13 protein-coding genes are annotated in these 18,963 nt (G+C 50.0%); 4 read left to right on the forward strand and 9 right to left on the reverse strand.

The window, feature by feature from the left end; all coding sequences use genetic code 11:
• The first annotated feature begins 17 nt into the window (after nt 1–17).
• On the forward strand, nt 18–1,052 hold the full coding sequence (locus VE954_RS08725) for a coproporphyrinogen III oxidase (RefSeq protein ID WP_324951741.1): 1,035 nt from the start codon (nt 18–20) through the stop codon (nt 1,050–1,052).
• Between the two features lie 22 nt (nt 1,053–1,074).
• Nucleotides 1,075–1,542 (forward strand): hypothetical protein, encoded by a 468-nt coding sequence (locus VE954_RS08730; protein ID WP_324951743.1) that lies wholly within the window; start codon nt 1,075–1,077, stop codon nt 1,540–1,542.
• Between the two features lie 14 nt (nt 1,543–1,556).
• Here VE954_RS08730 and VE954_RS08735 read toward each other — a convergent pair whose 3' ends face one another.
• From VE954_RS08735 to VE954_RS08775, 9 genes are all read right to left on the reverse strand, one after another.
• Nucleotides 1,557–1,859, reverse strand: a complete 303-nt coding sequence (locus tag VE954_RS08735; RefSeq protein ID WP_324951745.1) for a hypothetical protein — start codon at nt 1,857–1,859, stop codon at nt 1,557–1,559.
• Between the two features lie 11 nt (nt 1,860–1,870).
• Nucleotides 1,871–4,420, reverse strand: a complete 2,550-nt coding sequence (locus VE954_RS08740; protein WP_324951747.1) for an EndoU domain-containing protein — start codon at nt 4,418–4,420, stop codon at nt 1,871–1,873.
• 46 nt (nt 4,421–4,466) lie between these two features.
• A complete protein-coding gene (locus tag VE954_RS08745) occupies nt 4,467–6,470 on the reverse strand; it encodes a hypothetical protein (protein WP_324951749.1) in 2,004 nt (667 codons plus the stop codon).
• A 1-nt stretch (nt 6,471) separates the two neighbouring features.
• A complete protein-coding gene (locus VE954_RS08750) occupies nt 6,472–7,692 on the reverse strand; it encodes a hypothetical protein (protein ID WP_324951751.1) in 1,221 nt (406 codons plus the stop codon).
• Between the two features lie 5 nt (nt 7,693–7,697).
• A complete protein-coding gene (locus VE954_RS08755) occupies nt 7,698–8,699 on the reverse strand; it encodes a hypothetical protein (RefSeq protein WP_324951753.1) in 1,002 nt (333 codons plus the stop codon).
• 25 nt (nt 8,700–8,724) lie between these two features.
• Nucleotides 8,725–9,744 carry a hypothetical protein gene (locus VE954_RS08760; RefSeq protein ID WP_324951755.1) on the reverse strand — a complete coding sequence of 340 codons (1,020 nt, stop codon included), beginning with the start codon at nt 9,742–9,744 and terminating at the stop codon, nt 8,725–8,727.
• A gap of 123 nt (nt 9,745–9,867) precedes the next feature.
• A complete protein-coding gene (locus VE954_RS08765) occupies nt 9,868–11,667 on the reverse strand; it encodes a HEAT repeat domain-containing protein (protein WP_324951757.1) in 1,800 nt (599 codons plus the stop codon).
• A gap of 414 nt (nt 11,668–12,081) precedes the next feature.
• Nucleotides 12,082–13,899: a right-handed parallel beta-helix repeat-containing protein gene (locus VE954_RS08770; protein WP_324951759.1), complete on the reverse strand. Its 1,818-nt coding sequence runs from the start codon at nt 13,897–13,899 to the stop codon at nt 12,082–12,084.
• 1,169 nt (nt 13,900–15,068) lie between these two features.
• Nucleotides 15,069–15,983: a LysR family transcriptional regulator gene (locus tag VE954_RS08775; protein WP_324951760.1), complete on the reverse strand. Its 915-nt coding sequence runs from the start codon at nt 15,981–15,983 to the stop codon at nt 15,069–15,071.
• A gap of 79 nt (nt 15,984–16,062) precedes the next feature.
• Here VE954_RS08775 and VE954_RS08780 point away from each other — a divergent pair, with 79 nt between their 5' ends.
• Together VE954_RS08780 and VE954_RS08785 are read left to right on the forward strand one after the other, a co-directional pair.
• Nucleotides 16,063–16,911, forward strand: a complete 849-nt coding sequence (locus VE954_RS08780) for an NAD(P)H-binding protein (RefSeq protein WP_324951762.1) — start codon at nt 16,063–16,065, stop codon at nt 16,909–16,911.
• An 848-nt stretch (nt 16,912–17,759) separates the two neighbouring features.
• Nucleotides 17,760–18,755, forward strand: a complete 996-nt coding sequence (locus VE954_RS08785) for a CAP domain-containing protein (RefSeq protein WP_324951765.1) — start codon at nt 17,760–17,762, stop codon at nt 18,753–18,755.
• Nucleotides 18,756–18,963 lie beyond the last annotated feature (208 nt).

Genomic DNA, 18,963 nt, shown 5'->3' on the forward strand with positions numbered 1-18,963 from the left:
TCCAATAGGTAAAAGCCATGACGCGCGATTATGCCCAATCCAAAGCTGCTCAGGATGCTTATGCTCTGGTTGAAGAACTGCAGACCTATCTGGTGCAAAAGCTCGATGCCCTGCCACCCAAGGTCACGGCTTCACGCTTTCATCCGGTGGAATGGCTGCGAGCGGGAGGGCGTTTCGGCGGCGGCGTTCGTTTTGTAGCCAACGATGACGCGGTGTTTAATCGGGCTTCGGTCAATATTTCTCAGGTGCAGTACGAAAAAGATCCAAGCAAAAAGCTGGCGTCCGCTTCGGCACTTTCGACCATCGTCCACCCCTATCACCCGCAAGCCCCGTCCATGCATATGCATATCAGCTGGACGGAAATGAAAATCGGCCAGGGTTACTGGCGAATCATGGCGGATCTTAATCCCAGCCTGCCGCATGAAGCTGATACTCGTCTTTTTGAAGACGCTTTGCGGGAAGCCAGCGGACATCTTTTCCAGCTGGGCAAGGAACAAGGCGAGCGTTATTTCTTTATTCCTGCGCTGGGTCGTCATCGTGGGGTCTCGCATTTTTATCTTGAGGAACATCAGAGCCCGGACCGCGACGCGGATCGGAAGCTGGCACGTAACTTCGGACGCAAGATGATCGAGACGTATGCTGCGATTGTGGAACGTCATCTCAAGGCCAATGCCCCAGTTACCGATCATGACCGGACGGAACAGTTGCACTACCACAGCCTCTACTTCCTGCAGGTTCTGACTTTGGACCGTGGCACCACCTCGGGTCTCCTCGTGCACGACGAAAATGATGCGGGAATCCTGGGATCCCTGCCCGCGTGTGTGGACCGAAAAATTCTGCAGAGCTGGGTTCCCCAACATCCGCCGCTGCAGCAGAAACTTCTGGAATTGCTGGTCAGCAACCTGCCTGATAAGAACGTATCCCTGGTGGACGACAAAGTGAAAATTCGAATTGCCCAGGCCGCGCGAGATTTCTATCAGCAGCATCCCGAGGCGCAGAATCTGCTCGCTCAGGGCCATACGGTGCCGCCGACCGTCGACAATCATCGATAATCCTTTGGATACGGACCAGGCCATGGAAAAGACGACCCTTAAAATTATTGAGACCCTGCGGCAGGCCGAAAGCAATAATCCCGAGCTGGCCCTGTCGTCGCTTCGCATGGCCTCACGACTGGCTGGAGGGTCCCTCGTTTCATGGCTGGAGTCCCTGGTTGCCATGGCTTCCCAACCGCGAAATCCTGTTGATGTCAAACTGGAAGATGAAATCAAAACCCTGAAGGAAGAGATTGATTGGCTGGGGCTTATGCTCCGCGGCCGAAACGATGATATCAAAAGCCTGAAAAAGGAAATCGAGCGGCTCAAAAAGGAACCGGGCGCGTTCTTCGATGACAAAGAGCCCCAAAAGCTTGAAATCGAGCGGCTCAAAGCTGAACTTCAGGACGCGAAACAAGCGTTGGGGCTGCTGACAAATTTTGTGGATGGCATGTTCAAGGATATCGCGGATCAGTCCCAGGATGATGCCACCGCTCAGGAGCCTCACTAGGCGCGAAGGCCGACCTAATTTTTATCGCGGACCCACTGCAAATAACCCTCATAATTTTCAAAGTCTTCTGTGGGCCAAAGACGGACATCGCGCAGGTATTCGATGGCTGGCACAAAAGGCCGATATTCGATGATCAGCGATGCCAAGGATTCTTTGAAAGACTCCTGGTCTTCTTCGTTGAAAAGCTCAATGAGATAGTCGACGCCTTCGGGGTAAACATCCAGGAATTCTGTAATGGCATCAAAATATATGTAACCCGACCCTGTCGATCGAAAATCTCGGCACATTTTTTCGAGCCTGGTACGATAATCATTCATGCTAGACTCCTTTATTGATCCCACGCCGGATATGCAGTTCTGACGGTACCATCTGCGTTAAATCTAACGGTTACTTTAATTCCATCGTGGGTCCCTGATATCACGTCTTTGAGCTGTTCACCGTTTTGTTTCGCTTTTGCTATGACTTCTTCGGTAACACGAATGATATCTTCAGGCGTAAATGACTCTGGCCATAGGGTTTTTACCCCCCAAAGCTTGGGAGCTCCAGGTATAGGTTGGGAGGCATTTTGGCCTTTTTTAGAGTTCTGGAATAAGCCCAGAGGACACTGAGATTGAATAACACCGTTAGGATGAACCTTTTGCAAAATTACGGTGTCGTCGGCCACCTTGAGGGCACTCCCGGTCTCGTTGAGCTTAGAGAATCCATTTGTGAGATCAAAAGAGTTCACCGTGACGATCCTTCGGTTGACGCCCTCCTTGGTGTTGAGCTCCATCAACTCTTTCATAGCCTGCTTGGTATGCAGGCCAGACGTCAATTTCGTGACACCGTTCACGAGGACTTGATCTCCTTTGAGCACATGCTCGAAGGTCTCTTTCGTCCACCTGACCAGCGCCTTTTCATAGATCTTGTCCAACCTCGTCAAGCATTCGAGTAGCGTGGGATCCATCCCACTGGCATAGGCAACCGGGACAACGATATCCCACGGACTCAAAAAGATTCGCTGCCACTGTGGAAGCGGTTCGGTCGCAGCCAATGAGTCTAAAACCTTGCACGAGGGGATGTACATCCGACCAATGCTGGCAAACCTGCGTAAATCTTCGACTCGTTTAATCCCAAAACGTGCCGCTGACTGATAGACATTTCCGAGAAAAGCCGGTGTGTCCTTAACCCTCTTGGCTGCAATGACGACCTGCTCCCCGATTGTACCGGCAAGCTCTCGGTATTTCTCAATCTTCTTCGTGATGGCGGCTGCGATTCTCAAAGCCTTGGCTGATTTGGCTGCCAGCTTGCCGCCGGCCTTTAAAAAGCCTGGGACCACAATGGTCAGGGCCGTCATGCCTCGTTCAAAAGTACTGACGGAATCTCCGTATAGATTCTTCCCGGTTGTGATCAAATAAAGGTCGTAGCCTAGGGCCACACCGGGCACGGCGCCGACGATCGCTTCACCGCCCGCTTTGGCCAACTCGAGCGAAAGACTCATCTCCTTCTGGGCCGCGGCCAATTCCTTCTCGATATCAGCCCGATTGGCAACTTCTTCCTGCCATGCAATGATCTGTTCAATCATTATCACGTTGAGTAAGCGCGCGTATTCCAAAGGAGCGAGCTTGGCATCACGGGTCACTTGATCCAGATTTGAAGTTGTTTCAATGTCAAGGATGCTTCTTTCCACATAGCTGATACAAGAGGCCAAGACCAGCTGAGACCAGCCGTGATTGATCTTGTTGAGACTCTCCAGGAGGATGTCCCGCTCGGCGTTGTAAGGGAGGGCATGGCCTATGAGGTCATTAAGATCATCGCGCTGTTTATAAGGTACCTCGGAGAGGGTTAGATTTTCGGGGCTACAGGCCGCACCAAAAGCCGGTGGATTCTTCGGGGGAGTCGCAGGACTATTTTTAAGATTATAACCATCGTCCTGCAAGGCATCGCCAAGCCAATCAGAAACCTCTGGATGCCCCAGATCAAGGACCACATTCGCATATTTGAAGGGAACCGAGTCCAGGACGAAGCTGGGGTCCACGAAAACAGCCATCCCTTCAACGACATACTGGTGGGTTTCGCCGTTATCCAGTTTGAACTTGTCCTTTGCATTGATACGGTCAGCTTTCCCAATGTTTCGGAAGAGGGAGCCACCCGTATCGCCGCTGGTTATCCCGTAAGGAAAAACCTCAGGTTCCGCGCTCGTCTCAGGTTCGACCTCAACAGTTTTTTCCCCTTCAATCGTCCTGAAGTAATCGGGTACAGCTTTTTTAAGAGTTGTTTGGTTCTTTTCATGGAAATCGAAACCGATCGAAAAGGCAAACTTATCGAACGACGTTCCCTGGGTGCAACCGCCAGGATTCTTGAAGTCGTCGTCAACGCATCCATAGCCAGCCAGGTCAACGCCGCTCGGAATGCCAGGCGAACGATCTATACGGACGGGGTCGGTCATCGCGCGAAAAACGTCACGATCGGCAAAGGCATCGGGCAACGAGATGATGCCTATATCGGGGCAACGCAATTCAGAATTATTGCAGCGATAGCGCCAGCCGGCATGCTGCTGCACGTCGACTTCCACAGTCTCAAAAGCGTGTCCCTTGCCCGACATCATCTGGAGGAATCGAGGCTTGCTCGTCTGGATCGGACCGAGCATCTGTTCCATGCACGATGCGGCCGTGATGATGGTTTGGTACCCATATCGAAAGCCGGTGCAAATTTTGTCTGGCATATGATGCCGGTCATCAGATAGCCGGTATCCAATGAGAAACGGCAGTTCACCAACTTCTTCACCAAGGGTCAAAAGCGCCTGGTCGCCATTGGCAATCGAGAGTTCCGACGACGGCTGGCGTGCTTGATCGCAGGATACAAGACAGAGCAGTATCAGTAGAAAAATGGCTTTCATTTTTCCTCACCCTTATAAAATAAGATTTTTGCTGAAGCCCAGTCGATTAAAAGATCGCTCCGAACAGACCGTCGATGTTTTGCTGATAAACAGCCGTCATACCTTCAGCGTTTTTCATCGATTGAGGCAGGAAGTCAGCTTGGTTGATCATTCTCATCTGATCTTCCGAGCCTAGATCTGTCTGGATGCCCGCAAAGATTTTCTCGACTTTCTGTTGAACTTCGACCTCCAGGTTTCCAAGCGCCATTTTCCTGTTTTCCAGGTCAATTATCTCATTCAACGCAGCCGTCTCTGCGCGGTCTGTTTGATCCAACAGTTCGCCGCTTAATTTGGTCCCATTTCTGCCGAGCTCCAGACCCCAGTTCATAATCAGGTGGTCGCCATTCACGCCATCCCACTTAAAGATATCGTACTCACTCTTTTTTGTTTTCCAGGGCGGCATGCCCCACCTGGGCACAAGATATTTAGCGAAAGCGAACGCGCGCCCCTTGATAGCCTCATATGTGGCCCTGCTTTCGATGCCAAACTTGAGGAAGGGATAACCCACCTCATCAAAATTCACCGCCCCGTAGCCGGTAAGAGGGAGACGGGCATCGATGATGACAAGGCTGGCTTCAGCGCCGACCTGCACGACTCTGGGTAAGCCCGCTGCAGCCGATGCATAGCCCTCGGCTTTTACATAGGGAGTCAGGGTGCCCTTGATTTGGGTGGTATAAACGCCATATTCGTAGCCAACGCCAATGTCGATCCGTCCCCCTAATTCAACGGAGACAGGCACCGGACCGACCATAAAAATAGTTTCATAGGACTCATCCAGTTCATAACTCCAGGCGCTCGGGTCGTCATCGACGATCTTAACGCCATCCCGCAGTTCCTTCTTGATCAGATCCTGTCCAAAATATTTGACTTCGAACCCCAGGTACAATTCTTCCGGTCCGGCATAAGCCTGGGCCCAGCCTCCGATCGCGTTGATCTCGCGATCGAGGATATAGACCCCAGCCGCCCCTTGCGCTGTCATTTGCTGCGCTTCTTCCGATCCAGCGAGTTCCAGATAGGCGGTGGCGTAGGTCGCGAATCGATCCCTTTTCCCGTGATTGAAACCGCTCCAGTCTTTACGCTTCTTGACTTCAAGGGGACGGCGTGACGGAGGCACCGGAGCCGGGATATTGGGAACGTCGGGGATCTGCATATCAGCAGGAAGGATCGTATTAAGATTGTTCCTGAGCTCAAACAGCTGCTCGGGGCTGGGGAATTCTTTCGCATCCAGCATAGCCTGAATGTCTTTGGCAATGTCGATCGCAGCGTTCACCTTCTGGACGTTCTCCATATTGAAGATATGGGAATATTCGGATAGGTCGAGATTTTCGAGCAAGGTCTTCCGGAAATTCATGATATTGCCGATAAAGTCTTCGAAATTCTCCCTTTTGGTCAGGTCGACCTGTCCATAGAGCGAAAAGCCGAATGTACAGAGGATTTCCTGCTGTTCATTGAGTCGGCGCACAATATCATCAGCTGGCATATCGATAATTCCCGGTATCGTGATCCGGGGAAAGGCGAAGTTAGGATCCTGGATGCTACCGGTAGGAATATTCAGTTTGGGACAGTCCGCTTTAGGGTCCAGGCCCAATATCTTCGCCACCAGCTCTTCGGCGCTCAGATGATAGGCGGCGAGGATCTGCTTCTTCATCTCATCGCGTGGGGTGGGGACTTGGTGCGATACAAATGATTCTTCATCTTGCGCATCGCTTTGAGGTCTGAGCGAGAAACCACTCAAATTATAGAGCATTTCCATTTCATTCAAATGCTCAACGTACTCGGCAATAGTCCCGTCGAAAACATCAGCTTGATGGAACTTTGCCGAGGGATCGGAGTAGTACTTTTCACAGTTGCCGTTGATATAGGTCTGGCAAAACTCTGATATCTTAAAAGGCTTAAACGTGATCGGCTCACCGCCTATGGTTTGAAAGCGAACGGGCTCAGATGCTGAGGCCGACGGCCCAAACGAGACTATCATAGGGAATGCGAGGGAAATCAGTTTCCAATATTTCATATCATGTCCCTTTCTCAGAAAGCGGTCCTTGGTACACGGCTTTCAACTGATTGGCGATCACTTCAAGGAGGCCTTCTTCCACTTCATTCAATCGGGTTAAAAAAGGCAGGACGTTGGCTCTAAACAGATTGCAGTCATAAAAATGCCTGTGTTGGCCCAACTGACCATTTTGCTCTCGACAAGTCTTCAAGGGTGTCGCCCCACGCTGCTTGTAAGACTTTTGGGTGATAAAGTACCGTAAAGCATGTTCCCTGCCGCCAAAGCTCCCAAAACCGTTCTTGAGGGAGGCTTCAAGGGCGTTATAGTTTGCCTGCGCCAGAGCCTTCGCTTGCTTCACTCGGTCTTGAGCGTAGACAGCGCTATCCTCGAATCGTCTGAAGTCCCGATCCAGGGATCGTTTGAAGGCAGCAAGAGTTTTTTCTGCGCCCAGGTAGTCAGCATTGGAGAGGTGCATCTCCCCTTCCTTGTAATAGTTGACAGCCCGGGTTAAAGCGGGTTCGACGGCTTTATCGGTAGCCAGCATCCGTTCGACGGCTTCGATCCGACCTTTAAGTTCGGGAAACTCCAGCTTTCGAATCGTCGAAATCAGCTTGATCTTATCCGCGATGCCTCTCTGCAGGTTCTTCAGAAGGTCAACGACATTGCCTCCGTTGCTCGGATGCAAAGCATCCAGAGAGGCGGAGAATCGCGTCTTCAAGAAATCCATCTGTTCATTGACATAAATCAGGTTGGCCGAATATCGATGCAGAAAAACGGCTTCATTGCCGGCACTGGCTTGAGTTTCGAACTCCTTGAGATCCAGCTTGGGGAGCCCCTTGATACGGTCCAGTCCCTCATTGGCCGCAATGCCAATACCTGCATATTCGAACTCAATTTCTTTCAAGAGATGAGCTTGTTGATTGAGAGCTGTTTTGAGCTCCGGGCTTTCCAGATAGCTCAGCCAGTTCTGGTTATTCATTTTCGATAAAATGGCTATCCAATTCTCAAGCCAGCGGCTCACATCCGCGTAATGTTTTTCCACCCTGACATTCACACTTTTAGGGCCGGTAAAGTAAATATCGCGCACGATGCGATAGCTGCCGTGGATCTCGCCGATTTTCTCTGCCACATTCAGTTGTTTTGTGAGAGCGGCCTGTTTCAGGTCCAGTTCCTCTTTGGTCATCTCCTGGGAAAATGCGGACTGGCACGTGATAAGTGCAATCAATATCCATAGGAATTTCATGGGATTCATCCTTGTTCGCTATACTGTTGAGAAAGTGCCTGCAAACGCCTGAACTCGTCCCCGAGCTGTTCTTTGACAGCCTCAAGCCGAGCCAGGAATTCCTTCGCTTCGGACAGGCTTGCCTCAAGGCCTTGTTTGGCGGACTCAACGTTTGGGATTTCAAATCCAGCCTCCGCGGCCTGTTCTTTCAGAATCACGGCGCCCTTGACGCGCGCCACTTCAACGACGAGACCACGAACAGCAGGCAGAACTTCAAAGGCCGAGAAGTACCAACGATGCTTCACCCTGTCTGCGGTGACAAGAAACTGGGCCGTGCCAGCTGCCCTGCTGATCAAACCAACGGCTTCCAAATCGACGGTTTCCCATCGAGCAGCATTGATGCCAAAGTTGGCTGGCAGAATTTCAGTGTCTGAATCCGAGGAGTTAAGGGAAAAATCGAGCATGCTCCCGACCATTGTTTGCAAGGATGCAGCCATGACTTCCAATTTTGGAATGGAATACTTCTCGATGAGATTGTCATAATCCTTGATCGACTGGTAAAGTTTGGCTTTGCTCTCCAGGAGGTCAGACAAGCGCTTGGACTCGAGCTTCCACAGCGCTATTTGATCCTCTGAGGGCAACTTCAGAATGTCGCGAATGATCAGACTGCAATCCTGAGACAGAAGGGGTTTGCCCTGGCCTTTAAAACCAAAATATGCCTCGAGACTGTTAGGCAAGGTTATTTCCCTATTGCTTCCCGCTTCAATAGGGACGGTCGTGCCTGTCAGGTCGGTGACGGCTTTATTGGCAAAGACCAGCACATGGTTTGAAAAGACTTTTCTGCACGTGAGATCGTAATGAATGCGAAAGTCCGACTTATGATCGGCACGACTGACGAAAACGGAGTTTTCGCAGTTGGTTTTGGCTCCGCCAGCTGACGTGCTGCACTTGACGAGTTCCTGGGCATAAGCATGGGCTGAGGACAACAGAAGGGCCAGGAGGAACAGGCCGCTTTGATATTTGTTCATGATTCAACTCTCCTAAATTTGCTGGTCAATTGTCGAATGTAAAAACCAATTGTCCGACGTTGAAATGGATCGCCCGATTCGATTTCAAATGAACGGCTTGATCGCCACATACCGAGTAAATGTCCTCGTACGCGAAGCCATAAGAATTTTGGCCTTCATTGAACGTTGAACCAATGGCTCGCCCATCTTCGCAATAAAGGCCAAAGTGGAAAACGCTGTTGATATCCCGCTTTTCACCCTGCATGGAGGTCGTCGATACATTCGACACAGTATTCGAATTATGGGTTTTTCTAACGTGCGCATGAAGGCTCTCGAAGATTAACCGAGAGTTAATCTGGCTATTGTTGAGCGCCTGGAAGGAACTGACCTGGAAGTTGGCGGTATAGGTTTTCGTTGTGCAGTCTGTATCATATTCGTAATGATCCAGAATCTCCCTGGTTTCGCATTCAATCTTGTACCTGTCTTCGCAGAAAGGTCGCCAGTTTGTTTCGCAGATCTTTGGGGAACCTTCGCAGACCTCTTCATTTCGATAGATCGGGCGTTTGGTTGTAACGCAGGAATCGGCACTGCTTCCGGCGGAACCAATGTAGACGCGGCGATTCTCAAACGTTCCGTAGCAATCCACCTTGCCCGGGATCGGCAGAGTCGCTCCTATTTCGGCACATTCAGGAGCGATTCCACTGAGCCCCGTCGTACTGATGGTCATTTTCTTGCCCGTGCCCTGTCCCGTGCTAAACAGAAGTTGAAGATCCAACTTGATATCGGTCGTCGTCCCAAATGGAATATTCTTAACAACAATATACTCATCGCCCAGATCGTCAAAGCTGACGGACTCTTTCGAGAAGACAGAGTTGAGAAGGATCGTCCTGGAGAAGCGTTTGATATTCAGATCTCTTATCAACCCAGGAATCAAGACTGCGGGAGCGTCCACTTTTATCGGGAACCGGACGGAGTTGTCTTTCTCGCGCGCGATCACGGGTGTTGTGAGCGTTGCGAGCGTTAGGAACGCGGTCATTTTTTTCAGAGAGCTGATGATTCCAGGCATGGCTAACCCTTTCGATTTACGGTTGCTGAGATAAAACGTCCGAAAAATCACTTCGAACGTTCACTGATTTTCTTTTTCGACTCTTAAAAACAGCCCATTTGGGTGGGAGATGGATCGACGCTTTTACGATTTCAGGCCACTCACGAGGCTATCGACGAACCCGCATAGGTCGGGGTGCGCGCAGCGTTTTTGGAATTGCAGGATGATGGCCTCGGCATTTGCAGATTTCTGATTGGCCAGGGATCGAAGCAGGCTTTTTATGGCTTTGATGTTCTTTTCGGTCCGCAGCTGCTCTTGAATCTTCAGGACGTGATCGGGGCCCAATTCTCCATAGACAAGGGCCTCAGCTATGGTCTCCTTGACCAAGGGCTTGACTTCTTTAACGAGACCATCGAGCAGGATATCTTTCGCGGTGGCTTCGTTGACGTGCCGCAAGCTATCGTAGGCTTTAGCTCTTACGAGATCATTTTGCGCCGAAATATACTGGTTGGCCGTAGCCAAATTCTGACTCAAACCAATATTGCCAATTACGGCGAGATTATGAACTCTTTGCTCCACGGTTTCCGCTGCCGCTAACTGACTGGAGAATCTTTCATATATTTTTCTTGCCCGATCGGGCTCGCTCAATCGCAGATTGTGCGCCATTGTCCCAAGGCTTCTTTCGCCAAGGCTTATTAACTCCTGGTCAGCTGATATGTTGGGCAATTGCCATAAAAGCTCTTCGCTTTGTTCAGATGGATGATCCAAAAAAGCCAGATTGGGTATAAGCCGCCTTCGCCTTTTTCCATCACTCAATGATTCTATGGTCTCACGGATCAGCTTTTGGCAGGGATCATTTCCCACCGCTGTCAAAGCCGTCGCGATGATCTTGAACTGTTCCGATCCGATGTCATGATCGGCCAGGAATGACTTGAAATCCTTGACCGACTCGGGCTGTAGGTTGAAAAGCGCTTTTATTTGGCGATACAGAGGCATGTTCTTCTTTCGATCGCTTCCCGCTTTCGAGAGCCGATCGTACAATTCCTTTTTGGTGGATTGACCCAGGATTTCCTTTTCTTTTTCCTGCTTTGCCATGGCGACCAAGGCATCATGAGTGAACGTTTCCTTGATCATCTGCTCAGGGTGTGGTTGCCCAGCCGCAGCAACCAGGCTGAGGTGTGGAGGCACCGAAAGCACCCTAAGGGCCGAAAAAGTCAGCTGATTGCTAATCTTCATCCCAAAATCGTTTTGAAAGTATAAGCTGCGCTCTATATGGATTGCGGCTATATCCTTCTCTCTATGATCCAACTGAAATTTTCCATTCCCTGACACACTCTCATACTTTCCAGTTTGGAAAGTCTGAACAAGAGTAGCCATCTTCCGGTCAGAAGATGTCACACTGAGGCGGCTTTCGATAGGGTATGGAGGGATGTCGACCATCGCCGGCCACAGTTCTCCAATGTTCACGACTGAGTTCGGCAAGTTTAGATTGAGGTTGCGAAGGATGTCGATGACAAGCACTGAGGGATGGCCGATGGATTGGCGATCCATGCGGATATTTTTGATGAGCCCTTGGCTATGCAGATCAAAAGTAAAAATAGCCTGTGACAGCTCTTCTTTTAAGAAGGCCTCATGGCTGGACTTCAACGCTTCGGGCCAGACACGACCACTCACTTCGCAGATGAGCCTTTGCTGGTTGCATTGAAGTCTTAGCTCCAAATAGGCTGTCAACTCGATCGACATCTCTGAACCGCTTACGCCTTGGGTCAGACTTTCACTTTGTCCCTTACTCACATAATCGATTTTGTAGATCTTGGGGCCGCTCTTGGGCAACCAGCCTGTTAAGTCAGCTGTTTTATTGAATATGAAAAGGTAGATGCCAACAGCAGCAAGCAGAATCAAAGAACCTGGAATCCAGAGCCTACTCTTGAGAAGTGCTTTCATACTGCCCTCGCCAATTTATTCTTAACTGGACAACGTAGGGCTCCCAATTTTTATGCATGTCTCATGAAGGATTTTACCTAGACGAATCTGCTCAATTTGACGGGTAGAGACGGACCGAAGGTCACGTTCCTGCTCTTTCGTTTCCCTTTCGGCGCTGGCCGACGAAGAAGGAAGACCGGAGCTTGAGCCCACTACTTTGGAAGCGGCTGAAACCAACGATGGTGATGCCAGCTTTCGAATTTTCCCGATGTGGTGCACGATTGAAAAACTGCGGATACCGCCTTTCACTATTTTCAAGCGGCTATGCCCTGAGGATCTATGCCCCAACTGTGATAAAATCGTGGATGCCTGCGACGATGGTACTTAAGAATCTGCGAACGCGCTCTTGGAAAATTTGCCCCAGGTGCAGCCCATTCATGTGGAAAATCGACGACCGTCATTGCGCAGACAATCATGAGCTGCCTCTGAGGAGACGCGGTAAGTCAGCCGCGAGCCCGCCTGATGGGATTGGAATGCCCAGTACGGTCCGACATCGGCCAGGGTGCCTGCACCACGCGCTAGCCCGTACAGGTCAATTTTCGGTACTGGAACGGTGCCTGAAGCACTATTGATGGCAGGACTGCCGGCTTTAAAAGCAAAGCCTTCGCTACGTTGACCACTGGCGTCAACAAAAATATCCCCTGCGTTCGCTACGCGACGGTTTGTGTTATTGTTTTCGCCGGTTGCCGAAAAGCTCCTACCGCCGGAAATGATGTTGTAGCTGAAATCAACGGCCTCGGAGCCGCCTGTGCTATTGAGGGGCCGATCGGCACGGGCAACCATGATGTTATCCCGCACGCGTACATTTTTTGATTCTATCGCCGTAATCTCACCATCAGCAGTGAGCGGATTTTGTGAATTATGAAAAGTGGTATTAAAAAATACGTCTACATTGGAGGTGTGAAAAATATGGATGCCGCGGCCGCCATTGTTGTACACAAGGTTGTTCGTGACAAGTGCACGGCCTTTATAGTCCCTGAATTTATCCAGGATGATTCCGTTGCCATCTGTTGGCGCTCCAAGCCCCCAGCAGCGACGTTCAATTTCATTCCAGTTGTCCCTGCTGACGTTATTGCTGATAAATATTTTATAACCTCCCACCGCCGTGTCTCCTTCAAGATCACGTGGAACCAGAACCGATATGCCAGATCCACCTTCGGAAGACCAACGACCATTGTTAGCAACGCGATTGTTTATAATGGTGATATAGTCGGCGGTGTCGGTGGCAATACCGGCAAGTGGATGATCATGGGCATAATTGTTGCGGATAATCACATGATGCGCTATGGATCCAGCACCCGTTACGTTGATTCCACTTGATGTGGCATAAGCAGTAGGATTGGTCTTTTCAGCATTGGACTTGGCCCTATTGTCGTCCACCAAACCGCTGTGCCCGATAAGTTCAAAACCATCCACAACGATATAGGACGCGCCGCGAACCTGGATCCCACTCCAATTCACACCGATCGTGGTTCTGACGCTGGGGCGATCTCCAGGAAAGTTCCGATACGTAATCCAGGCATCAGGTGTTCCGGAGGTTGTAATCGCAAGAACCGAATAATCTGTCCAGGGTTTGCATGTCGTTGATCCTGCAGGACAGGCGGGTTTCGTGTATTCGCCTGCTTTCACAAGAAGTGTTTGGCCAGGCTTCAATTGTTGATGGGCATGCTGCAATGTTCTCCACGGACTTCCTTCAGTCCCAGGATTATCCTGATCCGAAGCATTGGCTTCAGTAGACACAAAAAAGACCGACCTGCGGTCAGGATCGTCTGTTCTTGCAGGCACCGGTAAGTCAAGGACCGTTGTCACACCACCTGAGACTACCGATACCCTGTATTCATATACAGTCTTGGGCTCCAGACCTGTATCCCGGAATTGTCGCGCATACCAGTCGGCACTTTTTATATTGACCCATTCAGTCGACGGCGGCGACCGCCTTTCGATAATAAAGGACTGTTGCTCGACAAAAGGAGCGACCCATTCAACGGCGATATCTGTGCCGGATAGGGTCACCGCGCTGACCTTTCTCGATTCCGCGCCAAGATCCGGAATGAATTGTGCCGCGGGGTTGGTTTGATCAGCAGCGATTCCGGAATCAACTTTGAGCGAAGAACTATTGCTTTCCTGGCTACAGTTTATTGAAAAGAAAAGGGGAAGGAGAGCTAACACCGGCAGAATTCTCTTTTTGTACATTGAATACCTCGGTTGATTGAACATTAGAAACAAAGAAACACCAATTTAAACTTTCACACAAGGAGCGTTTGAACAGACTGATTGTCCCATTTACGCGACGACAGAACACTTTTTCAAGTAAAAGATTCAGGCTCGGATCCTTGAGTTTTTCACTGCGTGCCCGTTCACTGACAGATAATGTCAGCAATTTCCTTTTATCTGTGATTTCATCCTCGTACTTTACCGATAGAGCGAAGGGAGGCGCCGGGGGAAAAAAGAGGAGCTCAGCATGATTTTAATGAAATATAAGGTGGAAAAGTTTCTTGTTAAGGGACGTCGTCGCTTAAGAGTCTTTCGATGAATTTCACTTTTTCGGCTCTGTCGCATCTGCCAAGTGCGTGGAAAAAAGCAGGGCCTCAGAGTAGAATCTTAGGCGATAACAGCGAATTCTAACCAATGTTATGCGCCTATCAAGTTAATTAAAGGCAGGCGTGTTCGCTCTCCAGCGAACATCCAGAACCTCAACTCTTCAAGCCTTCGCACGCTATGGTTGGCCCCAGTTAACTGCGGGTTAATCGTATCCTTTCATCAAGCTCCGAAGGGCGCTCGGACTGGCCTCTGCTGGTCGATATGGGGGGTGGTCAGGATTCGTTAAAAAACCCAACATTTGTCCTAGAACACGTGTCCGTGAGGAACTGCGCAGCTTCGCATAAAAACAGCCAATATGGCTTCTAACTTTGCTACACGCACCTGATCAAAAAACCTCGGCACCAATCTAAAATTATGCGCGGCTCTGGGAGCGGTTTATGAAGCTCGTCGAAAACTATTGTTTTGGCCCTCCAATATGTTCTCGATTCCTGATTACCTTAAAACCCGGATGGTTTCAGGCAACAAGCTGTAAAACATTTACGGAAAAAGAACTTTAAGACCAATGGTGGGTTTTTTAACGAATCCTGACCATCCCCGTAGTTGCGAAAACGGGGCTCCAGGCTCCGAAGTCACGAGTGAAACTCACCTCTCGTTAAAGGACCAGCTCCGGCGCCGCTGGCTTTCGAGGCTCCGTCCTTGACGTTCACATGGCATCTGTATGACCATGCGCTGTGGCGCAGGGATTGGAATTGGGGTGGGCGGTGACACCTGTCTTGGTGTTCGCAGGTGACAATGATTGGTCAATGTGGATGTCAACAGGTTTACAACACAAGCTTTGAAACGTCCGTGATCAGCTGGCGAAAATATTTCTGGGCCGGATCGCGATCATAGCGTCGGTGCCAGTAAAGTTTCACAGTGAAATTCGGCAGCTTGAGTGGCGGTTTATAAAGCTTCAGCGGCAGCTGGCTGGCAAGGAGCCTAAGGCAGCTAAGTGGGGCGGCCACAATTAGATCCGACTGCGATACCAGCAGGGGAACCGACCAGAAACTTGGCACCACCACAGCCGTCCTTCGCTGCTTCCCAAGGCTATGCAAAATCTCATCGACGACAGAGCGATCCTTGCTCCCTGTTCCAATCAGGGCATGGCTGAAACTCAAAAAATCCGTCAGGCTCAAACTTGCCTTCTTCGCCAGTGGATGATTCGCGGCGATCGCGAGCGCAAACTGATCAGTCCACAAAACTTTTTCCAGGACTTCCGGTACCACGCGTGCCGTGACACCGATCACGGCGAAACTTGGATTTTCTTCCAGGGTCTGGATGGTGTCATTCATATAGGGCCGGTGCAAACGCAAATCGCAATAAGGACTCTGCGTCTTCATTGTCGCATAGATCTTCGGCAGTAAAAGGGCATCCAGATAATCGAGCGCCGCCAGATGAAATTCCTTCGCGGTGGTTGTAGCATCAAACCGCGGCGGCTCGAACACCAATTCCTGCGCATCCGCCACAAACCTTTGCACACGAGGATAAAGCTCGAGGGCCAAAGCCGTCGGTTCCAGTTTATGGCCCTGCTGCACAAAGAGCGGATCTTTAAATAAGGTGCGCAGTTTGCGCAGCGCATGGCTGACGGCCGATTGCGAGAGATGGAGCTGCGAAGCGGCCGCCGTGACCGAACCTGACCGCAGGATAGCGTCCAAGACCACAAGAAGATTCAGATTTATCGCATGAATATTTTTCATGCACGTATTATAAACTATCATTTTTGTTCAGGCTAGAAATTCCGAAGAATAAGAGGTGTCAAACAAAAGGAGACAAAAGATGAAAGCTCTCGTATTCGGATCAAGCGGCTTGGTCGGCCAGGAAGTCTTGAAAGACCTTGAAGCACAAAACATTCCCGTTCATGCCGTACGTAGGCTGGCTCCTGGGGTCAAAGGCACCACCCGATGGTTTACGCACGATCTTTTGCATGGCGCGGGCTCGACCGAACTTTGGGATGGGGTCACTCATGTTTTCGTCCTGGCGCCGGCCGGTTATATGAATCAGGATCAGATCATCATTCCTGTAGTCGAAAAAGCCAAATCGCAGAAAGTGCAAAAAATTGTATTGATGACAGCAATGGGAGCTAACCACGCTTTCGGCAGTCCGCTCCAAAAAGCCGAAGTCGCTCTCCAGCAAAGCGAACTCGATTGGGCCATCATTCGTCCCAACTGGTTCATGCAGAATTTTCACACCTACTGGGGTCACGCGCTGCGAACCGAACACACGGTGGCGGTACCAGCTGGCACTGCCAAAACCAGTTTTATCGATGTGCGGGATATTGGTGCCGTGGCCGCTAAGCTCCTCACAACCAAAACCATCGGCGCCTTTGATATCACAGGACCTGACGCTCTAACGCATGCAGAGGTAGCGGCAATTCTTTCTGAGGCCCTGGGTCAGCGCATTCGTTATGTGGATGCGGAACCCAAGGCGTTTCAGGAAGGTCTGCAAAAAGGCGGTTTTCCCGCTGATTATGCAGCTTTCTTGATGCTTATTCTCGGAGCACTGCGAGAGGGCCATGCGGCAGGTGTGACGACGCATGTCGAACAGATCCTGCAAAGAAATCCCCTGAGTTTTGCGGACTATGCGCGCGATTTTACCACGCACCTTCGCACGGCTGCAAAGCCTTGATAACCATAGGCTATGCGGAATTAAATATACGCAAAGTGACAAAACACGTTGGGACGGTACAGGTTTTGACACTTTGATTTTGTCATGCGTTTCGTCAGGCTTTGTTGCGTTTGCAAACTCTGAGCGAGGAAATATCTGGATTCGCGAGCCATCATGCAGCCATGGAATAAAAGATTTCAGCAAAGGTATTGCCCTCTGCTTCGAGCTGCCGTTTTCGAATGATCATCATCGCTTCAAAGCCACCCATTGTAATCTTTGCAGTTCGAAAACCTCTTGAAGCCCAGCGTGCCTCTGCATAGCTGCTTGATGGGCCTATGGTCCTGCTCGTGAGGCAAAGGACAAGGCCCATGCTGGGCTCGAACAGTTTTACGCCCTCGCAGGATAACTGCGTCCAGGGAATGATCCCTTCAAAACCTCACTTCACCCTCGGAAATGTTTGCGACAGAGCCACTAAAAGCCCATCGGAAATTCCATCTATAAGAACCGCAGTAAGTGCAAAGCAAAATACAGCAGCGCTTCAAACACAAACAATTTCATCTTTTCATGACCGCGCTTTCACTTCGACTGATTTGTTCGATGTCAGAGACAGTGTCGTGAATCGACAACGAATTTTTACTCTTTTGAAATAGCACACTAAACAAGTTTTTTGATTGCTTTAGTCAAACACTACTTTTATAAGTAATGGCTGTTAAGCGATAGTCTGCAATGGGTTCGGAACGATTTATTCCAACTCATTGTCAACTTCAGTCGTCACCCTATGCCATAGACGTGATACGGTCCCGTACTAGTTTCAGAGACGGCTCAGGAATTTGAAACGTTGTGTTGTGCTATTCAATGGAGAAGAATTGATGACAAAAGTCGAAAGTTATGAACATAAACTCTTATTCGGCCTTTTAGGTGCTTATCTTGCTATGAGCGCATGTAGTGGCGCAAGTTCCCAAGGTAACGGTGAAAGTGAAGTAGCTTCCATCAAAATTGCTGATCTAAAAGATCAAGACTATGATGTCGTAAAATTAGAGATCAGTAAGGTAGGTCAAGGAGAGTCCTACAAGAGTTCCAAGACCTTTCAGAAAGGTGTGGAGTCGATAGAGGAGAAGCTGCCCGTCGGTACCTATCAATTCGCAATTGATTATTACAAAGGTCAGCAGAAGTCGTTAAGCAGCTCCTATTGTTCCGAAGAGCAGAAGAAAACTCAGACCCATACTCTCGCGGTCGGCGAGAATAAAATCAAGGTTCTGGTTTGTAAGTTAAATAAGGAGCCAGTCAATGATGAAGCTGACGTAGTCATTGAGCCGACTTTGCCACCCGAAGATGGCGTAGTGCCAACATTAGGTGGTGAAGGCCCTTCCGGTGACTGTGATCCCAAGTTTCTGGCACCATTCTGTAAGGATGAGCGCATAAATGGATTTGACGAAGGAACATGGAAAAGGGAAAACCCCCCCTCCCTGGAAGAGCAGCGACTCTATTCGCTGAAAGCAGTTAACTTTCTCCGTGCAAGAACTTGCCTCGCGCCCCTGCAGCTTGATCCTAAACTCAATGGCATTGCAGAGAAGGCTCAGGCAGCCAACTCTGGTCACGGCTATTTCATTCAAAACTGCATGAATGCAACATACGGTTACGGCGAGAACTGTGAAGCAGGCTGGACACAGGAAAATATTGGAGCAGCAAGCGGAACAAGTCGAACCTGGAAACATGGAATTCATGTTCCACTGTGTGCGATGATGGAAGAACCAAAGGGAGTGGGGCACCGTGCGAACATTGAATCACCGGCGTTTAAGCGTCTGGGTGTTTCAATAAATGCCAACGCAAACGGGGCTTATTGGTTCCATGAGTTCGGGAAGTGAAGATCAGGTTAAACCTAACGATGTGGATCTTAGGTTTTTGATTTTTTAGTACCAGTGTCTATCGGGTAGGAGGGTTAGGCGAAGCCCAACCCGACCTCCCACACCACCGTACGTGCACTTCCGTATACGGCGGTTTACGGTTGTGTTGCGTTTGCAGAAGCTGAGCGAGGGGAAGCACGGATTCGCGAACGATCATGCAGCGACGGAA

This window comes from Oligoflexus sp. (assembly GCF_035638955.1).
Taxonomy (GTDB): domain Bacteria; phylum Bdellovibrionota_B; class Oligoflexia; order Oligoflexales; family Oligoflexaceae; genus Oligoflexus.